This is a genomic window from Amycolatopsis sp. NPDC089917 (genome assembly GCF_040684635.1).
Taxonomy (GTDB): Bacteria; Actinomycetota; Actinomycetes; order Mycobacteriales; family Pseudonocardiaceae; genus Amycolatopsis.
Window position 1 is genome coordinate 49,809 of record NZ_JBFBGL010000001.1, and the last position, 20,298, is coordinate 70,106.

At 70.3% G+C, this 20,298-nt stretch carries 22 protein-coding genes and 1 pseudogene; 18 read left to right on the plus strand and 5 right to left on the minus strand.

Annotated elements, in window-relative coordinates; genetic code table 11:
* Positions 1–13: 13 nt before the first annotated feature.
* On the minus strand, positions 14–952 hold the full coding sequence (locus tag AB0N89_RS00265; RefSeq protein WP_364198522.1) for an NADP-dependent oxidoreductase: 939 nt from the start codon (positions 950–952) through the stop codon (positions 14–16).
* Positions 953–1,056: 104 nt separating this feature from the next.
* Here AB0N89_RS00265 and AB0N89_RS00270 point away from each other — a divergent pair, with 104 nt between their 5' ends.
* The 7 genes from AB0N89_RS00270 to AB0N89_RS00300 all read left to right on the plus strand — a co-directional run bounded on the left by AB0N89_RS00270 (position 1,057) and on the right by AB0N89_RS00300 (position 6,015).
* A complete protein-coding gene (locus AB0N89_RS00270; RefSeq protein ID WP_364198524.1) occupies positions 1,057–1,488 on the plus strand; it encodes a helix-turn-helix domain-containing protein in 432 nt (143 codons plus the stop codon).
* A gap of 9 nt (positions 1,489–1,497) precedes the next feature.
* Positions 1,498–2,478, plus strand: a complete 981-nt coding sequence (locus tag AB0N89_RS00275) for a WYL domain-containing protein (protein WP_364198527.1) — start codon at positions 1,498–1,500, stop codon at positions 2,476–2,478.
* On the plus strand, positions 2,475–3,452 hold the full coding sequence (locus AB0N89_RS00280) for a YafY family protein (RefSeq protein WP_364198529.1): 978 nt from the start codon (positions 2,475–2,477) through the stop codon (positions 3,450–3,452). The genes AB0N89_RS00275 and AB0N89_RS00280 overlap by 4 nt, the downstream gene beginning before the upstream one ends.
* A gap of 9 nt (positions 3,453–3,461) precedes the next feature.
* Positions 3,462–3,671, plus strand: coding sequence for a bacteriophage holin (locus AB0N89_RS00285; protein WP_005150907.1), 210 nt, complete (start codon positions 3,462–3,464; stop codon positions 3,669–3,671).
* 37 nt (positions 3,672–3,708) lie between these two features.
* A complete protein-coding gene (gene tatA, locus AB0N89_RS00290) occupies positions 3,709–4,050 on the plus strand; it encodes a Sec-independent protein translocase subunit TatA (protein ID WP_191251588.1) in 342 nt (113 codons plus the stop codon).
* Positions 4,051–4,159: 109 nt separating this feature from the next.
* A complete protein-coding gene (gene tatC / locus AB0N89_RS00295) occupies positions 4,160–5,131 on the plus strand; it encodes a twin-arginine translocase subunit TatC (RefSeq protein WP_364198533.1) in 972 nt (323 codons plus the stop codon).
* A gap of 8 nt (positions 5,132–5,139) precedes the next feature.
* The gene (locus AB0N89_RS00300; protein ID WP_364198536.1) at positions 5,140–6,015 is read left to right on the plus strand and encodes a YegS/Rv2252/BmrU family lipid kinase; all 876 of its coding nucleotides are present in this window, start codon (positions 5,140–5,142) and stop codon (positions 6,013–6,015) included.
* Here the strand turns inward: AB0N89_RS00300 and AB0N89_RS00305 are convergent.
* Positions 5,999–6,586: a hypothetical protein gene (locus AB0N89_RS00305; RefSeq protein ID WP_364198539.1), complete on the minus strand. Its 588-nt coding sequence runs from the start codon at positions 6,584–6,586 to the stop codon at positions 5,999–6,001. The two genes, AB0N89_RS00300 and AB0N89_RS00305, sit on opposite strands and share 17 nt — an antisense overlap.
* Before the next feature lie 112 nt (positions 6,587–6,698).
* Here AB0N89_RS00305 and AB0N89_RS00310 point away from each other — a divergent pair, with 112 nt between their 5' ends.
* The 5 genes from AB0N89_RS00310 to AB0N89_RS00330 all read left to right on the plus strand — a co-directional run bounded on the left by AB0N89_RS00310 (position 6,699) and on the right by AB0N89_RS00330 (position 13,685).
* Positions 6,699–9,476 carry a DEAD/DEAH box helicase gene (locus AB0N89_RS00310; RefSeq protein WP_364198541.1) on the plus strand — a complete coding sequence of 926 codons (2,778 nt, stop codon included), beginning with the start codon at positions 6,699–6,701 and terminating at the stop codon, positions 9,474–9,476.
* Between the two features lie 480 nt (positions 9,477–9,956).
* A complete protein-coding gene (locus AB0N89_RS00315) occupies positions 9,957–10,748 on the plus strand; it encodes a DUF4333 domain-containing protein (RefSeq protein WP_364198544.1) in 792 nt (263 codons plus the stop codon).
* 41 nt (positions 10,749–10,789) lie between these two features.
* Positions 10,790–11,989 carry a GNAT family N-acetyltransferase gene (locus AB0N89_RS00320; RefSeq protein WP_364198547.1) on the plus strand — a complete coding sequence of 400 codons (1,200 nt, stop codon included), beginning with the start codon at positions 10,790–10,792 and terminating at the stop codon, positions 11,987–11,989.
* Positions 11,990–12,024: 35 nt separating this feature from the next.
* Positions 12,025–12,420, plus strand: a complete 396-nt coding sequence (locus AB0N89_RS00325; protein ID WP_364198549.1) for a DUF4333 domain-containing protein — start codon at positions 12,025–12,027, stop codon at positions 12,418–12,420.
* 44 nt (positions 12,421–12,464) lie between these two features.
* On the plus strand, positions 12,465–13,685 hold the full coding sequence (locus tag AB0N89_RS00330) for a GNAT family N-acetyltransferase (RefSeq protein WP_364198551.1): 1,221 nt from the start codon (positions 12,465–12,467) through the stop codon (positions 13,683–13,685).
* On the opposite strand, the pseudogene AB0N89_RS00335 reads toward AB0N89_RS00330, so the two are convergent.
* From AB0N89_RS00335 to AB0N89_RS00345, 3 genes and pseudogenes are all read right to left on the minus strand, one after another.
* Positions 13,682–14,649 (minus strand): annotated as a pseudogene (locus AB0N89_RS00335) (pirin family protein). The gene AB0N89_RS00330 and the pseudogene AB0N89_RS00335 sit on opposite strands and share 4 nt — an antisense overlap.
* Complete coding sequence (locus tag AB0N89_RS00340) at positions 14,646–15,590, minus strand: 5'-3' exonuclease H3TH domain-containing protein (protein ID WP_364198553.1); 945 nt, start codon at positions 15,588–15,590, stop codon at positions 14,646–14,648. Before AB0N89_RS00340 ends, AB0N89_RS00335 begins: the two are co-directional and overlap by 4 nt.
* A gap of 76 nt (positions 15,591–15,666) precedes the next feature.
* Positions 15,667–16,203: an NAD(P)H-dependent oxidoreductase gene (locus AB0N89_RS00345; protein WP_364198556.1), complete on the minus strand. Its 537-nt coding sequence runs from the start codon at positions 16,201–16,203 to the stop codon at positions 15,667–15,669.
* 104 nt (positions 16,204–16,307) lie between these two features.
* On the opposite strand from AB0N89_RS00345, the gene AB0N89_RS00350 reads away from it, so the two are divergent.
* Genes AB0N89_RS00350 through AB0N89_RS00375 form a run of 6 tightly spaced genes read left to right on the plus strand, consistent with a single transcriptional unit; the run spans position 16,308 to position 20,295 of the window.
* Positions 16,308–16,886: a helix-turn-helix domain-containing protein gene (locus AB0N89_RS00350; RefSeq protein WP_364198559.1), complete on the plus strand. Its 579-nt coding sequence runs from the start codon at positions 16,308–16,310 to the stop codon at positions 16,884–16,886.
* On the plus strand, positions 16,883–18,133 hold the full coding sequence (locus AB0N89_RS00355; RefSeq protein ID WP_364198562.1) for an MFS transporter: 1,251 nt from the start codon (positions 16,883–16,885) through the stop codon (positions 18,131–18,133). The genes AB0N89_RS00350 and AB0N89_RS00355 overlap by 4 nt, the downstream gene beginning before the upstream one ends.
* Positions 18,134–18,143: 10 nt before the next feature.
* Positions 18,144–19,286, plus strand: coding sequence for a Xaa-Pro peptidase family protein (locus tag AB0N89_RS00360; protein WP_364198565.1), 1,143 nt, complete (start codon positions 18,144–18,146; stop codon positions 19,284–19,286).
* Positions 19,283–19,735: an Lrp/AsnC family transcriptional regulator gene (locus tag AB0N89_RS00365; RefSeq protein WP_016334198.1), complete on the plus strand. Its 453-nt coding sequence runs from the start codon at positions 19,283–19,285 to the stop codon at positions 19,733–19,735. The genes AB0N89_RS00360 and AB0N89_RS00365 overlap by 4 nt, the downstream gene beginning before the upstream one ends.
* A 46-nt stretch (positions 19,736–19,781) precedes the next feature.
* Complete coding sequence (locus AB0N89_RS00370; RefSeq protein WP_005150938.1) at positions 19,782–20,009, plus strand: hypothetical protein; 228 nt, start codon at positions 19,782–19,784, stop codon at positions 20,007–20,009.
* On the plus strand, positions 19,996–20,295 hold the full coding sequence (locus AB0N89_RS00375) for a hypothetical protein (RefSeq protein ID WP_005150941.1): 300 nt from the start codon (positions 19,996–19,998) through the stop codon (positions 20,293–20,295). Before AB0N89_RS00370 ends, AB0N89_RS00375 begins: the two co-directional genes overlap by 14 nt.
* The last annotated feature ends 3 nt before the right edge of the window (positions 20,296–20,298 follow it).

A 20,298-nucleotide genomic window follows, 5' to 3' on the forward strand; every position in this document is an offset into this window, starting at 1 on the left:
ATTAAGCGTCAACTTATTCTTTGGTCAGGACCAGTCGCCCGCGGAGTCCGCCCACGGCCAGGCGCTCATGTGCTTTCACCGCGTCGCTCAACGGCAGGGTGTCCGCGACCCGGAGCGCGAGCACGCCTTCGTCGACCAGAGTCGCGAGCTCGGCCAGCGCGGCACCGTCCGCGCGGATCCACACGTGCTCGACCCTGACGCCGCGCAAGGGAATCGGAGCCGCGCCGGCCGCGAACACCACGAACCGGCCGCGGTTCGCGACGGCGTCCAGAGCTTCGAGTCCGAGCAGGGCCGTGTCGAGCGTCGCGTCCACGCCGCCGGGAATCACGGCCCGCACCCGGTCGCCCAGGAGGTCGCCACGGGGTAGGAAAACGTCCGCACCGAAGCCCCGGGCCGGCGCTTCGTCGGCGGAACCGGCGACCGCCACCACGCGGAAGCCGCGCGCCTTCGCCAGGGCGACCGCGTAACCGCCGACAGCGCCCGCCGCGCCGGTCACCAGGACCGTCGCTCCAGGTGGGAGATCGAGCAGGTCGAGTGCCTGCACAGCGGTGAGCCCGTTCAACGGCAGGGTCGCGGCCTCGGCCGGGGACACCGTTCGCGGGGCGGTGGCGATCGCGCCGTCGTCGAGAACGACGAACTCGGCGTAAGTGCCGAGCGCCGCAGACGGCCTGTCCCGCAAGCCGATCACGACGTCGCCCGCGGCGAATCCGGTGACGCCGTAGCCCACCGCGTCGACGGTCCCCGCCACGTCCCAGCCGATCCCGAGCACGTCACGCGGCGGGATGATCCCCGCCTCGGTCAGGAAACCCGATCTGGTCGCGGCGTCGACCGGGTTGACCGCGGCTGCCTCCACCTTCACCCGGACCTGGCCGGGGCCGGGCACGGGCACCGGCGGATCGGTGAACTCCAGGACCTCCGGTCCGCCGAACCGGCGGACCACCACTGCGCGCATCGTTCTCCTCCAAGGTGTCGTTCCCCGGCGAACGTAAGGGGAGTTACTCTCCATCGGGAAGTACGCACCTCGAGGTGCCCAACCCACGCGGAGGTACGCGCACCGTGGTCACGCGCACGGCACAGCAGCGGCGGGACGAGGAGAAACGGGCCTACGACGCCTACCTCGCGGCCTGTCCGGCCCGGAAGCTGCTCGACGAGGTCTCGGGCAAGTGGGTCAGCCTCATCCTCGTCGCGCTCGGCGAGGGGCCTCAGCGCTACAGCGACCTCTCGCGCCGGATCGCCGGCGTCAGCCAGAAGATGCTCACGCAGACCCTGCGGACCCTGGAACGGGACGGCCTGCTGACCCGCACCGTCACCGCGTGCGTACCGGTCCGCGTCGACTACGAACTGACCGAACTCGGCCGGAGCCTCCGGCAACTGCTGGCCGGGATCAAGGACTGGGCCGAGACCCGGTTCGACGAGGTCGAGACCGCCAGGGATCGTTACGACGCGCGATCGGCGGCTCTCACCATCGGGTCGGACGGCGCGGGCTAGGGTAGCCGGGTGTCCACCGCACGCGCCGAACGCTTGGTCAACCTGGTCCTGGCCCTGCTGTCCACCCGGCAGTACCTCACCGCCGATCGGATCCGGGGCATCGTGCCCGGGTACGCCGACGCGGCCAGCGACGAGGCCTACTTCCGCATGTTCGAGCGCGACAAGACCGAACTGCGCGAACTCGGCATCCCGCTGGAGACCGGGCGCAACTCGGCCTTCGACGCGATCGACGGCTACCGGATCGCGCGCCGCGACTACGAACTCGGCGAGATCGATCTCGCGCCCGACGAGGCGACCGCGGTCGGCCTCGCCGTCCGGCTCTGGGATTCACCGGAACTGACGGGGGAAGCCCAAGGCGCGCTGGTGAAGCTCCGCGCCGCCGGGGTCGAGGTCGACGACCACGCCCCGACCGTGGTCGAACCGCGCGTCCGCGCCGAACCGGCGTTCGGCCCGTTGCTCGCGGCCGTCCAGGCCGGGCAGGCCGTGCGCTTCGAGTACCGGCGCAGCGGTTCCGCCGAGCGCAAGATCCGCACCCTCGAACCGTGGGGCGTGGTGTCCTGGCGGGGCCGCTGGTACGTCGTCGGGCACGACAGGGACCGTGGCGCGTCGCGGTGTTTCCGGCTTTCGCGCGTGACGGGGAAGGTCGACGCCTTCGGGGCGACCGGCGTCGTCGAGCGCCCGGAAGGGGTCAACCTGCTGCGGATGGTCTCCGCGAGCAGCAGTGAGGACCCGTCCGCGGCGACCACCGCCAGCGTCTGGGTCGCCGACGGCCGGGCCGCCGGGGTCCGCCGCCGCGGCCGGGTGGTCGGCCGCGGCCATGCCGGGGGTGAAGAAGGCGACCTCGTGGAGATCGCGCTGTACTACCCCGAATCCGCCGCCGACTGGCTCGCCGCCCACGGCCCGGACGTCCTCGTCCTCGAACCCGAGGTACTGGCGAAGTCGGTCTTCAGCCGCCTCGAAGCCATCGCGCACGCGGGCGGTGCCCGATGAGCGCCACCGGACGGATGCCGCGCCTGCTCGCGCTCGTGCCGTACCTGCTCGCCCGGCCCGGCATCAAGATCACCGACGCTGCCCACGACTTCGACGTCACGCCCAAGCAGCTGCGCAAGGACCTCGAACTGCTGTGGATGTGCGGGCTGCCCGGCTACGGTCCCGGTGACCTGATCGACCTCTCCTTCGAGGGCGACACGATCGTCGTCACGCACGACGCCGGGATGAACCGCCCGCTGCGGCTCACCGGCGGCGAGGCGACGGCCATGCTCGTCGCGCTGCGGGCCTTGGCCGAGACGCCCGGCGTGGTCGACGCCGACGCGGTCCGCCGCGCCATCGCGAAGATCGAGGCCGCCGCGGGCCAGGCCCAGCCGTCGGGGATCGTCGTCGGCGGGGGAGTGCGCGAAGGCAAGAAGACCGCCGGGACCCGCGAAGCCGTCCGTGCCGCTCTCACCGCGAAGCGCGCGCTGCGGATCCGGTACTACACCGCCTCGAAGGACGAGATCACCGAGCGCACCGTCGATCCCATGCGGCTGCTCATCGTGCAGGCGGTCGGCTACCTCGAAGCGTGGTGCCGCCGCGCCGAAGGGGTCCGGCTGTTCCGGCTCGACCGCATCGACGAGCTCACCGTGCTCGACGAACCCGCCGTCCCGCCCGCGCACGCCCGGCCCACTGACATTTCCGATGGTGTTTTCCGGCCCCGTCCCGATCAGCAGGAAGCCGTCCTGGCCCTCGACCCCGACGCACGCTGGGTAGCCGAGTACTACCCCTGCGAGGAGCTCGACGAGCTCGACGGCGGGCGGCTGCGGATCCGGATGCGCTACGCCGACGAGTCGTGGATGGTCCGCCTCATCCTCGGTCTGGGCGGAGACGCGCAGGTGGAGAGCCCCGCCACACTCGGCGAGGCGGTTCGTCGACGCGCGGCCGACGCACTGGCCCGGGCTCGTCACCTAACGTCAACCTACGAGCAGTAGGGTGACGCCGTGTCGTACCTGCCGAGCATCGCGCTCGCCGTCGCCGGGCTGATCCTGCTCTTCGTTTTGCTCATCAAATTACGCAGAGTCTTGCGCGTGCTCACCCATACGATGAGCATGGTGGCTACGAACACCCGAAAACGGACAGGGCTGCTTCGTGCTCGGTCGGCCGCGCTTCGCGTGGCGATCGCGCAACGACGTGGGCTCGAAGACCGGTAACATCACACCCAGAGACTCGAGAAGGAGGCCGCAAACGATGAACGCGCTGCAGCCGTGGCACATCATCATCCTGGTGCTCGTCGTTGTTCTGCTGTTCGGCGCCAAGAGGCTTCCGGACGCCGCGCGGTCCATCGGCAAGTCCATGAAGATCTTCAAGGCCGAGACCAAGGACATGGCCGGGGACAAGGACAAGGCCGCCGAGACCGAAGAGGTCGAGACCAAGCAGCTGCCGCAGGCCACCACGCCCGCGCCCGCCGCTCCGGCCGCTTCCGCGCAGGACAAGCAGGTCGCCGACCTCCAGCGTCAGCTCGACGAGCTCAAGAAGCAGCAGGCTGCCACGCCCGCTCCGGCCGAGCAGGCCCAGAAGAACGCCAGCTGAGCGGTCTCAGCAAGCAGCTTCCAGTAAGCCAAGCGGAGCCTGTTCGCGGATGAGCGCGCCGTAAGTCACGGCGCGCTCATGGTGGACCCTGACGAGAACGGACTGTTCAGTGGCGGATTCCGCCTCAGGTGAGGAACGCCGCGGGTCGAAGCGGCGCAAGCGCAGCCGTCGGACCAATCCCGACGGCACGATGACCCTCATCGAGCACATCTACGAGTTCCGGCGTCGTCTGGGCTTCGCGCTGCTCGCCCTCGTGGCCGGCGGGATCATCGGCTTCATCTGGTTCCAGACGAGGGTGGGCGCCATCCCTTCGCTGGGTGACATCATGACCGGCCCGTACTGCGGCATTCCGTGGCAGCGCAGGCTCGGCGGGACTCCGAACGGTCACTGTCAGCTGCTCCAGACCGTCCCGTTCGAAGCCTTCATGATCCAGCTGAAGGTCGGCCTCGCCGCGGGCGCGGTGCTGTTCGCGCCGCTGTGGCTCTACCAGTTCTGGGCGTTCATCGCGCCCGGGCTCTACTCGAAGGAGCGCAAGTACGCGCTCACCTTCGTCTTCTTCGCGTCGATCCTCTTCGCCGCCGGCGCGGTGCTCGCGTACCTGCTCATTCCGCACGCTCTCGAGCTGCTGATGAATTTCGGTGGCGACCAGTTCATCACCGCCCTCACCGGTGACAAGTACATCTCGTTCATCCTGTCGTTGCTGCTGATCTTCGGCGTCAGTTTCGAGCTCCCGCTGCTCGTGGTGATGCTGAACCGCGTCGGCGTCCTCAAATACCAGACGCTGAAGAAGTGGCGCCGCGGCCTGATCATGGTCGTGTTCGTCTTCGCCGCCTTCGCGACGCCCGGTTCGGACCCGTTCTCGATGCTCGGCCTGTCCGCCGCGCTGATCGTGCTGCTGGAGCTGTCCATCCAGATCGCGCGCTTCCACGACCGCAAGCTCGACAAGGTGCGCGAGGACGAGGGCTGGGACAAGCTCTCCGACGACGAGGCCGCGCCGTTCGACTACACGCCGAGCACGATCGAGGACGAGCCTTCGACCACCGCCGGTGGCAAACGGCCCAACACCGACGACGTCACCTGATCCCGGGGATGCACGCGGCACTGGCCGTCCACCCCGCCTCCGGTAACGGGGCGGCGGGGCGGCTGACGGAGTCGGTCGCGGCGCGGCTGCGGCCCGTCGTCGACCGGCTCGACGTCCTCGTCGCCGACACGGTCGAGGAATCCCGCGCGCTGATGACCGACTCGCGCGCCGCAGGGCTGGACGTCCTCGTCGTCCTCGGCGGGGACGGCGCGGCGCACCAAGGAGTCCAGTTCTGCGCCGAATCCGGCGTCGCCCTGGGACTCGTCCCCGCGGGCACCGGCAACGACTTCGCCAGGGCGCTCGGGATCCCGGAGAACCCGCACGCGGCCGTCGATCTCGCCGCCAGGCGACTCGCCGCCGGTGAACGGCGAAGGGTCGATCTCGGCCGGGCCGGTGGCGAATGGTTCGCCACCGTCCTGTGCTCGGGCTTCGACGCCCTCGTCACCGAACGAGCCAACCGGCTGACCTGGCCTCGCGGTCCGCGCCGCTACGACGTCGCGATCCTGGCCGAACTCGCGGCGTTCCGGCCCCGTCGGGTCGTCCTCCGCACCGACGTCGAGACCCTCGAACTCGACGCCACCATGATCGCCGTCGGCAACACCCCGTTCTACGGCGGCGGCATGCGGATCTGCCCCGGAGCCGATCCGGAGGACGGCCGGTTCGACGTCACCGTCGTGGGCGACGCGACGCGGCGCGATCTGCTGCGGATGCTGCCGGGCGTCCGCTCCGGACGGCACATCGAGCATCCGGCGGTCCGGACACTCAAAGCAGCCCGACTGCACCTCGCGGGCAGCGACCTGCCGGTCTACGCCGACGGCGAGCCGCTGGGCGGCCTGCCGATCGACATCACCTGCGTCCCCGGCGCGCTCACCGTCGTCGGATGAGCCCGGCGTAGTCGCCCGCGCGCCAGACCTGTCCCCGGAACGCGGCGGCGGACATCAGCTCGCCGCGCGGGAAGAACACCCCGCCGCAGCGGTGGCAGAACCACGCCTGCCGCCAGTACGCCAGCGCGTCCGGGATGCCCCGCCGGATCCGCGCGTTGCGCCGGAGCCGGAGCACGAACAGGACGGCGAACAGCGCGACCAGGGCGAACGAGACGAACGGGAAGAACCAGGTGCCGGCGAGTTGCCCGACGCGGCCGCCCGCGGTCGGCGCGGGGTCTCCGGCACCCGCGCCGGTGGCGAACGAGACGAACGCGAACGCCGGGATCAGCAGGAACAGCGCGACCGTCAGGAGACATCCGGCGCCGCGGACCACCGGATACGGGTTGAGCGCCGCCGCGGTCGCGGTCACCGACACACCGCGGTGCGTCGTCGAGGCGTAGACCACGCCGTCACCGGCCGGGACGGCCGTCACGCCCCCTTGCACCCGATACGTCGTCTGCCCGCCCTGGAACGCCGCCGGCACGCTTTGCACCTGGTCGACCTGCGCGCACTGCGGGCAAGCGATCTCCATGGTGCCCCCTCTCGATCACGGATCCGGCCCTTGGATGACAGAGGGCTGCCGGACGTTCCCGAGATCGTCACACCGAGTGCGAACTGTCGGTGGGGTATGGAACGCTGACGAAGTGGTCAATAGCCCTCCCCAGACCCCGGCCGAGGCTTACGCAGCCTCCCAGCGCCGCGCGCGGTATCCCCAGCTGACCCGCTTCGCGGCGGAGTCGTCGTTCGAATTCGACGACTTCCAGGTCCGCGGCTGCGAGGCGCTCGAAGACGGGCACGGCGTGCTCGTCTGCGCGCCCACCGGCGCCGGGAAGACCGTGGTCGGCGAGTTCGCGGTGCACCTCGCCCTCGCCGAGGGCCGCAAGTGCTTCTACACGACACCCATCAAGGCGTTGTCGAACCAGAAGTACGCCGATCTCGTCGGCCGCTACGGCGCCGACGCCGTCGGCCTGCTGACCGGTGACACCTCGATCAACGGCAACGCGCAGGTCGTGGTCATGACCACCGAGGTCCTGCGCAACATGCTCTACGCCGGGTCCCCGACCATCGGCGAGCTCGCGTACGTGGTGATGGACGAGGTCCACTACCTCGCCGACCGGTTCCGCGGCGCCGTCTGGGAAGAGGTCATCCTCCACCTGCCCGAGCACGTCCGGGTGGTCGGTCTGTCGGCCACGGTGAGCAACGCCGAGGAGTTCGGCGAATGGCTCGTCGAGGTCCGCGGCGACACGACCGTCGTCGTCGACGAGCACCGGCCCGTGCCGCTGTGGCAGCACATGCTGGTCGGCAACCGGTTGATGGATCTCTTCGCGGGCCAGGAGGAACACGCGCCCGGCACCGAACTGCGGATCAACCCCAGCCTGCTGCGCCGCACCGAGGAGGTCGGCCGCGGGTTCGCCCCGGCGGGGACGCGCGGGCCGAGGGGGCGTCGCGGGGGACCGTCCCGGATGCCGCGGTTCCGGCCGCCGTCCCGCACCGACACGGTGGAGCGCCTGGACAACGCCGGGCTGCTCCCCGCCATCGTGTTCATCTTCTCCCGGGCGGGCTGCGACGCCGCCGTCGGCCAGTGCGTGCGGTCCGGTCTGCGGCTCAACGGTCCCGAAGAGGTCGAGAAGGTCCGCCGCATCGTCGCCGAGCGCACCAAGGACCTGCCCGAGGGCGACCTCGGCGTCCTCGGCTACTGGGAATGGCGTGAAGCGCTCGAACGCGGCATCGCCGGGCACCACGCGGGTCTGCTCCCGGCGTTCAAGGAGACCGTCGAGGAACTGTTCGTCCAGGGGCTGGTGAAGGTCGTCTTCGCCACCGAGACGCTCGCGCTCGGCATCAACATGCCCGCGCGGACCGTCGTCCTGGAACGGCTGGTCAAGTACAACGGCGAGGCGCACGTCGACCTGACGCCGGGGGAGTACACGCAGCTCACCGGGCGCGCGGGACGGCGCGGGATCGACGTCGAAGGCCACGCCGTCGTCGCCTGGCAGCCGGGGATCGACCCGAAGCAGGTCGGCGGTCTGGCCTCGACGCGGACGTACCCGCTGCGGTCGTCCTTCCGGCCCGGTTACAACATGGCGGTGAACCTGGTCGCGCAGGTCGGCGCCGAGGCGGCCCGTGACCTGCTGGAACAGTCGTTCGCGCAGTTCCAGGCCGACCGGTCGGTGGTCGGGACCGCGCGGCGGATCGAGCGGAACAAGGAGGCCCTGCGGGGCTACACCTCCGCCATCACCGGCGACTTCGAGCAGATGCTCGAGTACGTCGAGCTGCGCACGAAGATCTCCGCCCGGGAGAAGGCGCTTTCGCGGCAGAACACCTCGGCCCGCCGGGCGGGTACGGCCGAGTCGCTGGAGAAGCTCCGCAAGGGTGACGTCATCGCCGTGCCCGCCGGGCGGCGCGCGGGGCTCGCGGTCGTCGTCGATCCGGGGCTGGATCCGATCCGCGAACCTCGGCCCGTCGTGGTCACCGAGGACCGCTGGTCCGGACCGCTCTCGGTGGCGGACTTCCCGTCGCCGGTGGAGGCGCTGGGGAACATCAAGCTGCCGAAGCACATCGAGCTGCGTTCCCCCAAGACCCGTCGCGACATCGCTTCAAGCCTGCGCAACGCGGGAATCTCCTTGCCCGGCAGGCAAAAGCGCCGCGCCGGGGCCAATGAGGACGGTGAGCTGGCCGCGCTGCGACGGGCACTGCGCGCGCATCCGTGCCACGGGCTGGCCGAACGCGAGGCGAACCTGCGCTGGGTCGAGCGCTATCAGCGTCTCTCGGCGGAGACCGAGCAGCTGGAACGCAAGGTCGCCGCGACGACGCACTCGCTCGCGCGCGCCTTCGACCGCATCCTGCGGCTGCTCGGCGAGCGCGGGTACCTCGGCCCGGAGTCCAAGGGCGACGGCGAAGACCGCGTCACCGAACACGGCAAACGGCTCACCCGGCTCTACAGCGAGTCCGATCTGCTCGCCGCCGAATGCATCCGGCACGACGTCTGGAAGGGCCTGGCGCCCGCCGAGCTCGCGGCCGTCGTCTCGACGCTGGTCTTCGAGGCCCGTCGCGACACCGCGGGCGAGCCGCGCTTGCCCGCCGGCAAGGTGCTCGACGCGTGGCAAGCGACCACGCGGCTGTGGATGGAGCTCACCGAAGACGAGCGGCGGCACAAGCTGGACCGCACCCGCGAGCCCGACGCCGGGTTCGCTTGGCCCGTCTACCGCTGGGCACGCGGCGAATCGCTGGAGAAGGTGCTCACCGCCGCCGAGGCGAACGGGCAGGAGCTGTCCGCCGGCGACTTCGTCCGCTGGTCGCGGCAGGTCATCGACCTGCTGGACCAGATCCGCGACGTCCTCGGGAAGGCGGATCCGGTCGGCGCGGCGGCTTCGGACGCCGTGAAGGCGTTGCGGCGCGGGGTCGTGGCGGCGGGAGGCGCGTAGCAGGACTCGCCGCCTGGGGCGCGTGTCGTCCGTCCAGTCACGCGAAACCACCGGCTCGGTCTGGCCGGGGCTCGACTGGCGAGGATGGTGCTGTTCCGTGGCCGGGACGGGAGACGTGGCTCGCGTGATCAGACGGCGAACTCACGTGATTGGAGGCGGCACTCGCGTGATTGGAGGCGGAACTCACGTGATCAGACGGCGATCTCGGTGTGCGGCGCCCGAACACGCGAGATCCGTCTCTGATCACACGAGTTCGCCGTCCGATCACGAGTGATCGCCCATCCCGCCCGGACATGCCACCTTTGCCCTTTCCTCTCGAAAATCGTCCTCGTCGTTTAGAGGCGTTGGGCCGACCGGCGGAGGGAGTTGCTCCGACACCACCCGGGAACAGTGGGCAGGGGCGCGGACCTGTGGTTGGATCGCCCACGACGGCCAGGGTTGGTGGGCCGGTGACGATCGCGGAACAGGCGGAGGCGAACGATGAGCACGCCGTATGGCGGCAACGACCCGCAGCAGCAGCCTCAGTGGGGGCAGCAGCCGGGCTACGGGCAACAGCCGGGCGGCGCTCAACCGCCGAGCGGCCCGCAGCAGCAACCGCAGTGGGGGCAGCAGCCGCAGCAGGACCCGTCACAGACACAGCAGCAACAGCCCCAGTGGGGCCAGCAGCCCGCTCCGTACGACCCGTCGCAGCAGCAGGGATATCCGCAGCAGCAGCCCGGGTACGACCCCTCTCAGACGCAGCAACAGCAGCCTCAGTGGGGGCAGCAACCGCAGTACGGCCAGCAGCCGGGTTATCCGCAGAGCGGACCCCAGCAGCAGCCCGGCTACCCGCAGAGCGGCCCGCAGCAACAGCCGCAGTACGGGCAGCCCCAGCAGCAGCCGGGCCAGTACGACTACGGCCAGAGCCAGTTCCCGGGTACCCAGGGCGAGGCGCAGGACAAGCCGAAGTCCAAGAAGGGCCTGTTCATCGGGATCGGGGCGCTCGTGGTGATCATCGCCGCGATCGGCGTCCTCGGGTTCGTCACGCCGGGCTGGTTCAACACCCAGGTCTTCAACAACACCCAGATGCAGACCGACGTGCAGAAGCTGCTCACCGAGACCTACGGGATCAAGGAGATCAGCGCGGTCGCCTGCCCCTCGGGCCAGGAGGTCAAGGACGGGGTGAAGTTCACCTGCACCGCGACGATCGAGGGCAAGCCGCAGGAGGTGCCGATCACCGTCAAGGGTGACACCGGCAACTACGAGGTCTCGCCACCCGCCGTCACCAAGTAAACGGCGGGCGCCGGGGACGGTCGATCCTGCATGATCGTCCCATGAGCGACTTCTCAGTGCGGCTGCTGCGGTCCGACGAGGAACGGACCGCGACCGATGTGTTCAGGCGTGCCTTGCACGTCAAGGAGATGACCGACGAGGAATGGTCGGCCATCTCCTCGTCGAGGCAGCCGGACCGCGCGTTCGGCGCGTTCGACCCGGAGCTGATCGGCACCACCCGGTCCTTCGACTCGGAAGTGACCCTGCCCGGCGGCGGCACCACGCCGCTCGCCGCGGTCAGTCTGGTCGGTGTCCGCGCCGACCGCACCCGGCGTGGCGTGCTGACCGGTCTCATGCGCGCTCAATTCGAGGATTTCGCCGCTCGCGGTGTCCCGGCGGCGATGCTGCACGCCTCCGAGGGTGTCATCTACGGCAGGTTCGGCTACGGCATCGCCGCGCGGGGCAAGTCGATCGAGGTCGACAGGCACCGCGCCCGGTTCCGCCCCGAGGTCCCGGTGGGCGGGCAGATCTCCGTGCTGGATCTGGAAAGCACCATCGAGCAGTGGCCGTCGCTCTTCGACGCCCTCCCGCGGACCCGGCCCGGCATGATCGCGCGGAGCCCGCATCTGTGGCCGGGTTACGAACGGGAAGTGCGTCGCGCCACCACTCCGGTCTCGACAGCCGTGCATCGCGGACCGGACGGCGTCGACGGCTACGTGACCTACACCGTCGAGAGGGCCAGGTTCGACGCCCCGTCGGTGTTGAAGATCCAGTCCTTCCACCACGCGGGCCCGGACGCCTTCGCCGGGTTGTGGCGCTATCTGCTGTCCGTGGATCTGGTCGATCGCATCACCGCCGAGAAACGTCCGCTCGACGAGCCGGTCGAGTTGCTGTTCACGGACCCGCGGCACGTGAGCGTGGAGAAGATCCAGGACGAGGGCTGGCTCCGGCTCGTGGATGTCGCCACCATGCTCGACGCCCGCACCTACCAGGGCGAACCGGTCGTCATCGAAGTCACCGATCCCTTCCTGGAGCACAACTCCGGCCGCTACCGCCTGTCCGTGGAGGGTGCGGCCCGCACCACCGACCCGGCTGATCTCGAACTGCACGTCGACACTCTGTCGATGGTGTACCTCGGCGGCCGGCGCGTGTCGGATCTCGCGGCCGCGGGCCGTGTCCGAGCCACCGGCGAGGCTGCCTTGATGCGGGCGGACCTGCTGTTCGGCACGCGAGTGAACCCCTGGTGCGGTACCTTCTTCTGACGTTGGATGATCACATTCGGTGGGGGTGGAGAAGCTTGAGCAGGCGAGCCGTCGCGACGGTCGTTCTGTGCTGTGCCGCTTTCGCGGGACTGGCGGCGTGTTCGGACACCCCGGCGACCACGCCGGCGACGAAGACCGTCACGGTCCCGCCGACGACGAGCGCCTCGTCGAGCGCGCCGGCGTCCGGCGGTTCGCCCTCCAGCGCTCCCGGCAGAGTGTTCGATCCCCGGACCATGCAGGCGGACGTGCGGAAGATCCTCACCGACACGTATCAGGTGAGCGAGGTCGGCGACGTCCTCTGCCCGGCGAACCAGACGGTCAAGGACGGCAGCACGTTCACCTGCACCGTCCAGGTCGGCGGGGAGGGCAAGACCGTCACGATCACCGTCACGGGCGAGGACGGCCGGTACGAGGTCGGCGCGCCCGCCTGAAAACCGGTTGGGTTCGCCGGGGCCGGACGGCAGGATCTCCTGGCATGAGCGAATTCCATGTGCGTGCCGTGGCCGAGGGCGAACAACGGGCCTGCCTCGCGGTCCTGGAACAGGCCTTGCACGCCAAGCCGATCTCGGACGAGGACTGGGCCAAGATGGCTCCGTCCTGGCCCGCCACCGGGAAGTTCGCGGCGTTCGACGACCACGACACCCCGGTGGGGATCACCAGCTCGTTCGACATCGAGCTCACCGTCCCGGGTGGACGGAAGCTGGGGACCGCTGCCGTGGACGGGGTCGCCGTCCGCGCGGACTGGACCCGTCGCGGGATCTTGACGGCGATGATGGCCGCCCAGCTGGAGGACTTCGCGGCGCGCGGGGTTCCGCTGGCCGCGCTGCATGCTTCCGAAGGCGTGATCTACGGCCGCTTCGGTTATGGCGCCGCCACTTTCGACAAGGGTGTCTTCGTCGAACGTCCCCGCGCCCAGGTTCGTGACGGCGTGGGACGCGAAGGGACGGTCAGGTTCGTCACTCCCGCCGAGGCCGTCGAGCGTGTTCCTGCGCTGTACAACAGGTTCGAGGGGACACGGCCCGGGTTCGCGGCCCGGCCCGCGCGATGGTGGCCGGGCTTCTTCGACCGGGTGGTGACCGGGGACGGCGGCAACCGCGTCGCCATCCACAGTGGACCTGCCGGTGACGACGGCTTCGTCGTCTACCAGACCATCGACACCCGCGACAGGCAGGCACCGGATCGTGGCGCGATCCTTGAGATCCGGGAACTCCACGCCGCGACACCGGAGGCGTGGGCGGGACTGTGGCGGTTCCTGCTGTCGGTCGACCTGGTTTCGGGCGTCGCCGGGCGGGGCCGCCCGGTGGACGAGCCGATCGCCGCGCTGCTCACCGATCCGCGGGCGGTGAACACCACCGAGATCATGGACGAGCTGTGGATCCGGCTCGTCGACGTGCTCGCCGCGCTGCGGGCGCGCACCTACGGCGCCGCCGAAGCCGTGGTGCTCGAAGTGCTCGACAAGCAGCTCCCCGGCAACAACGGTCGTTACACCGTCGGCCCCGGCGGTGTGGAACGCACGACCGCCGAGGCGGAGCTCCGGCTGGACGTCGCCGCCTTGTCGTCCCTCTACTTCGGACACGGCTTCTTCGGCGATTTGGCGCTGTCGGGCCGTGTCGAGGTGCTGGACGAGTCGGCGGTCGACCGGGCCGACGTGCTGTTCCACACCGCGCGGGCCGCGTGGTGCGGGACGTTCTTCTAGGCAGGATTGCGACGCGGTTTGATCCGCACCTGCGGCAACGCGGGTGCGGGCAACCACGCCGTGGAGCCCTGATAGCCCTCCACGGAGCCGAACCGGTCCACCTGGGCCTGCCACGCCTCCCGGTACTCGGCGATCTCCTCGTGACTACGGCCCACGAAGTTCCACCACATCACGAGTTCCTCGGTGAACGGCGTCCCGCCGAGCAGGAGCACCCGCGCCGGTTCGACGCCGTCATTCGTCAGCTCCAGCCGTCCGGCGCCGGGCGCGAGGTACGCGAGTTCCCCGGTGTTCAGCGCGGTTCCGGCGACGGCGACGGAGCCGATGTCCTGGAGGACACCGTGTTCGAAGTCCGGGTCGACGTCGAGGGGCAAGGTCGCACCGGGCTCCAGGGTGAGCTCGGCGCCCAGCAGGGGAGTGAACGCCGGAACCGGTGAGGTGGTCCCGGCCAGGGTGCCGAGGAACACCCGCGCGGTGGCTCCGGGCAGCCGGAGCAAGGGCGGCGCGTAATGCCGGAAGTCCCGTGCGGTGTCGCGGTGTCCGTCCGGCAGTGCGATCCAGAGCTGGACGCCGTGCAGCGTCGCGGTGTCCGATGTGGACACTTCGGAATGCGCGATGCCGTGCCCGGCGGTCATCAGGTTGAGTTCCCCGGGCCGGACCATGGCGTGTGTGCCGATGCTGTCGCGGTGCTCGATCTCGCCGCTGAACAGCCAGCTCGCGGTCTGCAAGCCGGTGTGCGGATGCGGCGCGACGTCCATCCCGCCGGACTCCGGCACGTCCTGCGGCCCGTAGTGGTCGGCGAACACCACGCGCCGATCAGGGACCGCTGCCGTTGCGGAAGCGTCCGGCGGACCCGGATCGCGCGCGGCCCGCCGAGCGGGACGTCGCGCGGGGTCAGCACGCTGACGCCGTCACCGGGATGGTCCCGGCACACCAGCTCGGCCGGGTCGGTCTCGGTGTTGCTCATGATTTGGGGAGCGCGGCCAGCAGACGCTCCACCGAGCGGCCGAGATTCCAGCGTTCCGCCAGTTCGGCGACCTTGTCCGGGTCGGCGGGTTCGGACGGGACGGTGTCCGGGCGGGACTGCTCGACCGGCGCGTCGGCCGCGACCCGCACGACGGTCGGCGCGACCGCGAGGTAGTCGGCGGCGTCGGTCAGCCGCAGCCGGGTCTTGAGCGGCACCCGCGAATCGCCGGCGTCGGCCGCCGCGATGAGCTCCTGCAGCGAACCGAACTGCGTGATCAGCTTCGCCGCGGTCTTCTCGCCGATGCCGGCGACACCGGGCAGCCCGTCCGACGGGTCCCCGCGCAGCGCGGCCATGTCGGCGTATCCCGGACCGGCGTTCTCGGCCGGGATCCCGTACTTTTCGGCGAGCTCGTCCGGGCCGAGGATCTCGGCCTTGTTCCAGCCCTTGCCGACGTAGATGACCACCGTCGACATCGGTTCGCGGCGGACGAGCTGGAACAGGTCGCGGTCACCGGTGATGACCTCGACCGGCGACTTCTCCTCGCGGATCGCGAGCGCGCCGATGACGTCGTCGGCCTCGTACCCGGCCGCCTCGGCCGTCGCGAGCCCGAAGGCCTCCAGCAGGTCGAGGATGATCGGCACCTGCGGGGTCAGCGTGTCCGGCACCTCCTCGACGTCGCCGCCCTCCGGGACCTCTTCGGCCACCCGGTGCGCCTTGTAACTGGGCAGCAGGTCGGTGCGGAACTTCGGCCGCCAGTCCGCGTCCAGGCACGCGACGAGGCGGGAGGGCCGCCGGTCGACGAGGATCCGCGCGACGGTGTCGGTGAACCCGCGTACGGCGTTGACCGGCGTCCCGTCCGGGGCGGTCATCGACTCGGGCAGGGCGTAGAACGAGCGGAAGTAGAGGCTCGCGGAATCAAGGAGAGCGAGTGGTCCGGTCACGCGGACAGCCTGCCATGTTCCGGCCCGGATGTCCGTGAAGGACCCGACCCCCAGCCGGGTCCTCCACGGACACGGGTCAGGCCGCGTAGGGCCGCGCCCGGCGCGCGTCGCGCAGGGCGTTGGCCCACCAGCCCAACTGGTTCAGCAGCGTGGTGGCCGCGAGGGCGGCGCCCGAAGGGTCGTCGTGGTCGCCGTCCGGGCCGAAGTGGTTCCATGCGTAGGGGAAGCTCACGGTCTCGCGGATCGTGGCGGCGTGGAGTTCGGCGAAGACCGGGCGCAGGTGCTCGACCGCGCGCAGGCCGCCGGAAATCCCGCCGTAGGAAACGAAAGCGACCGGCTTTCCGTGCCACTCGCGGCCGGTGGCGTCGAGCGCGGTCTTGAGCGGGCCGGGGTAGCTGTGGTTGTACTCGGGGACGATCACGACGACGGCGTCGGCGTCGGCGACACCGGACGAGAGGTCTTCGGGGGCTTCGGCCAGGTCGATGACGGACAGGGTGACGTCTTCGCGCTGTTTCGCGCGTTCGAGGAACCAGTTCGCGACGACGGGGGCGAAGCGGCCCTCGCGGACGCTGCTGATCACGACGGCGAGCTGGTAAGGCGTGTCGGTTGTCATGGCACAGACCGTAGAACCTGAAGCTAAGTAGAGGTCAAACTCCAGAATCGCTTTCCTGACTGAATTCGATTGCAGAGAACTCTTTGCGATGTAGGATCGCCGGCATGGGGAAGAGCGAGAGGTATCTCGCGCGGATCGACGGACGCCTTCTGCGCGCGTTGTCGCATCCGTTGCGGGTCAGGATCCTGGAGCTGCTGCGAGAGGACGGTCCGGCGACGGCGTCCGGGCTGGGGAAACGGCTGGGGGAGAGTTCCGGCACCACGAGCTGGCATCTGCGCCAGCTGGCCGAGTACGGCCTGGTCACCGAAGACTCCGAGCGCGGCAACCGGCGCGACCGGTGGTGGAAGGCCGTGCACGAAGGGGATGAGCTGCAGGGGCAGGACTTCATCAGGGATCCCGACCTCGCCGGGCCGTTCAGCACGTACGCCCACACGATGGTCGAGCAGCGCTACGCGGCCGAGGCGCAGTTCGTCGCCGAGATGCGCGAGTGGTCGGACGAGTGGATCGACAAGGTCTCGTTCCACGACTCGCCCCTCTCACTGACCCCGGACGAGGCCGCCGCGCTGAGCGACGAGATCCTCGACGTGATCAAGCGCTATCGGCGCCCGGCCGAGGAAGGCGACACCTCCGTCCGGGTCCATTGGGCGGCCTTCCCGAGGAAATCGCGGCCGGAGACGTCATGAGCCGGATGCCACTGGGGGCTCTGGTCGTGGCTTCGGGGATCTCCTCGGCCGGAGTGATGATGACCCTCCTCGCGATTCCCTGGTTCGTCCTGCAGAGCACCGGCAGCGGGACCAAGACCGGCCTAGTCACCGCGGCCGAAGTGCTCGGCCTGATGGTCGCCGCGTTGCTGGGCGGGCCGATCGTGGACCGCGTCGGCACCCGCCGCGCCAGCGTCGGCGCGGACCTGCTGACCACCGGCACGGTCCTGCTGATCCCGCTCGCGACGCATACGACGGGACTCAGCCTGCCCGGACTGATCGTCCTGTCGTTCGTGATGGGGGTGTCCCGCGGTCCCGCCGACACGGCGAAGCAGGTGCTGCTGCCTGGAGTCGCCGAACTCGGCGATGTCCGCGTGAGCCGGGCGGCCAGCGCCGTCGAAGCGGCGATGCGGACCGGCCGGATGGTCGGCGGACCCGCCGCCGGCGCGCTCATCGCGCTGATCGGGCCGATGCAGGTGCTCTACGTCGACGCGGGCGCGTTGCTGCTGTCCTCCGCGCTGGTGTTCACGCTGATCCCGTCCGCGGCCGGTCCGCCGAGGCCGTCGTCGGGCGGCTACCTCAAGCAACTGCGCGAAGGACTCGGGTACATCAAGCGCGACAGCCTGCTGCGCGCGATGGTGGGCATGCTGATGCTCACCAACAGCCTCGACTTCGGGCTGCTGGGCGTCCTGTACCCGGCGTACGGCGATCAGGTCCTGCACAGCACCGCGCTCATCGGCGCGATGATCACCGCGGTCGCGGCGGGCGCGTTGCTCGGTTCGGCGCTCTACGGCTGGGTGGGCCATCGGTTCTCCCGGCGGACGGCGCTGCTCGTCGCCGTCGGCATCGAGGGCGCGCCGCGATTCGCCTTGCTCGCGCTGGAACCCGAGCCCGCCGTCCTGCTCGCCGGACTCGTGGTCGCCGGGATCGGCGCGGGCGCGCTCAACCCGATCGTGCTCCCGGCGGTCTACGAACGGGTCCCGGAAGCCGTCCGGGGCCGGGTGCTCAGCCTCCTCGTGGGCGGGATCCTCGCCGCGATGCCGGTCGGCTCGATGGTGGCGGGACTGCTGCTGGACGGGATCGGGCTCGTCGGAGCGCTCGCCGTGTTCGGCGGCCTGTACCTGATCGCCGGCGTCTTCCCGGCGATCTTCCGGGTCTGGCGCGGGCTCGACGATCCCGCCCCGATCGGGGGTGACCGGCTGGTGAACGAAGGGGCACGGACCGACTAGGCTCGCCATCATGTCGCGCCGTTCCCTTCACAACCCAGCCCCCGACGCCGCCAGCCTCCGCGCCCGCCTCGACCGGGCCCGCGCCGCCGCGGCCGCCGCCGACACCGACGCCCTGCTGATCGCACCCGGCTCGGACCTGCGCTACCTCATCGGCCAGGCCGGAGGGTCCTTCGAGCGGCTGACCACGCTGGTGATCCCGGCCGACGGCGTCCCGGCGCTCGTGCTGCCGAAGCTGGAAGCTCCCGGTTACGCCGACGTCCCGGCCGACGAGCTGGGCATCGAGATCGTCACCTGGGTCGACGGGGACGACGCCTACGAACTGGTGGCCGACAGGCTCGGCAAGCCGGGCCGGGTCGCGGTCAGCGACTTCACGCCTGCCCTGCACGTCCTCGCCTTCCGCGGCGCGCTCGGTGACGCCGAGCAGACGCTGGCCGGGCCGATCGTGCGCGAACTGCGGATGCGCAAGGACGCGGCCGAGATCCAGGCGCTGCGTGACGCGGGCGCGGCCATCGACCGCGTCCACGCCCGGGTGCACGAATGGCTGCGCCCCGGCCGCACCGAGGCCGAGGTCGGCGCGGACATCACCGCCGCGATCGTCGAAGAGGGCCACACCCACGCCGACTTCGTGATCGTCGGCTCGGGCCCGAACGGCGCCAGCCCGCACCACGACGTCTCCGAGCGTGTCATCGAGCGCGGCGACGTCGTCGTGGTCGACATCGGCGGCCCGATCGCCGAGGGCTACAACTCCGACTCCACCCGCACGTACGCGGTCGGCGAGCCGCGTGACGCCGACGTCGCCGAGACCTACGCGGTCCTGCAGCGCGCCCAGCGTGCCGCCGTCGAGGCCGTCCGTCCCGGCGCCACCGCCGAGTCGATCGACGCCGCCGCGCGCGACATCATCGCCGAAGCCGGTTACGGCGAGTTCTTCATCCACCGCACCGGCCACGGCATCGGCCTCGACGTGCACGAAGAGCCGTACATCATCAAGGGCAACGCGCTGCCGCTGGAGCCGGGCATGGCTTTCAGCGTCGAGCCGGGTATCTACCAGCCGGGCCGCTGGGGTGCCCGCATCGAGGACATCGTCGTGGTCACCGAGGACGGCGTCGAGCCGGTCAACCAGCGTCCCCACGACCTGATCGTGCTCGACGCATGACCGGTTCCCTGGAGCCGCTGGACCAGGCCATCGTGCAGGAACTGGCCGCGGACGGACGGCGCAGTTTCACCGATCTGGCCGAACGGGTCGGGCTTTCGGTCTCGGCGGTGCACCAGCGGGTGCGGCGCCTGGAGCAGCGCGGGGTGATCCTCGGGTACACCGCGCGGCTCGACGGCGAGCAGATCGGTCTCCCGCTGACCGCGCTGATCTCGCTGACGCCGAACGATCCGGCCGCTCCGGACGACTACCCGCAGCGCCTGGAGCACATCAAGGAGATCGAGTCCTGCTACTCGGTCGCCGGGGACGAGTCGTACATCCTCCTGGTCCGGGTGGCTTCGCCGCTCGGCCTGGAGGACCTCCTCCGCCGCATCCGGGAGTCCGCCAAGGTCTCGACCCGGACGACGGTGGTGCTGTCGACGCCGTTCGAGGGGCGCTCGCCCACATTGTGAAATCGGAGAACGGGCGGGCTTGCGCGGCGCTGGTACGATAAAAGGTATGGCAACACGTAAGGTCACTCTCTCACTCGACAGTGGTGCGCTCGAGTTCGCCGAGCGGGCCGCCAAGGCACACGGGATCTCGGTCTCGTCGTGGTTGTCCAAAGCGGCCCGCCGGGAAGCCGTCCGCACCGGATACACCCCGCAGCGCGCTCCGGCCGCACCGTCCGCCGAATCGGACGAGGCCGAGCTGACCGCCGCGGAGAAGGATCTGCGTGCACAGGGGTGAAGTCTGGACGTACCACCCCCCGACCGAACCGGCACGGCAGCGGACCGTCGTCCTGCTGTCCTCGGACGGGGTGAACGAATCCGAGCGGCCGTGGCTGCTCGGCACCGAACTGCTGGACCGTGATCCGCAGGACATCCTCGGCGTCGCCGTCGACGCGCGGTACTGGGTCTCCACGCTGAACCTCACGCGCCTGTACCGGCCGTGGTTCGACGAGAAGATCGCTGAGATCGACCAAGAGGTCCAGGAGCGCATCGACATCGCGTTGCGCGCCGCACTGGATCTCTAGCGG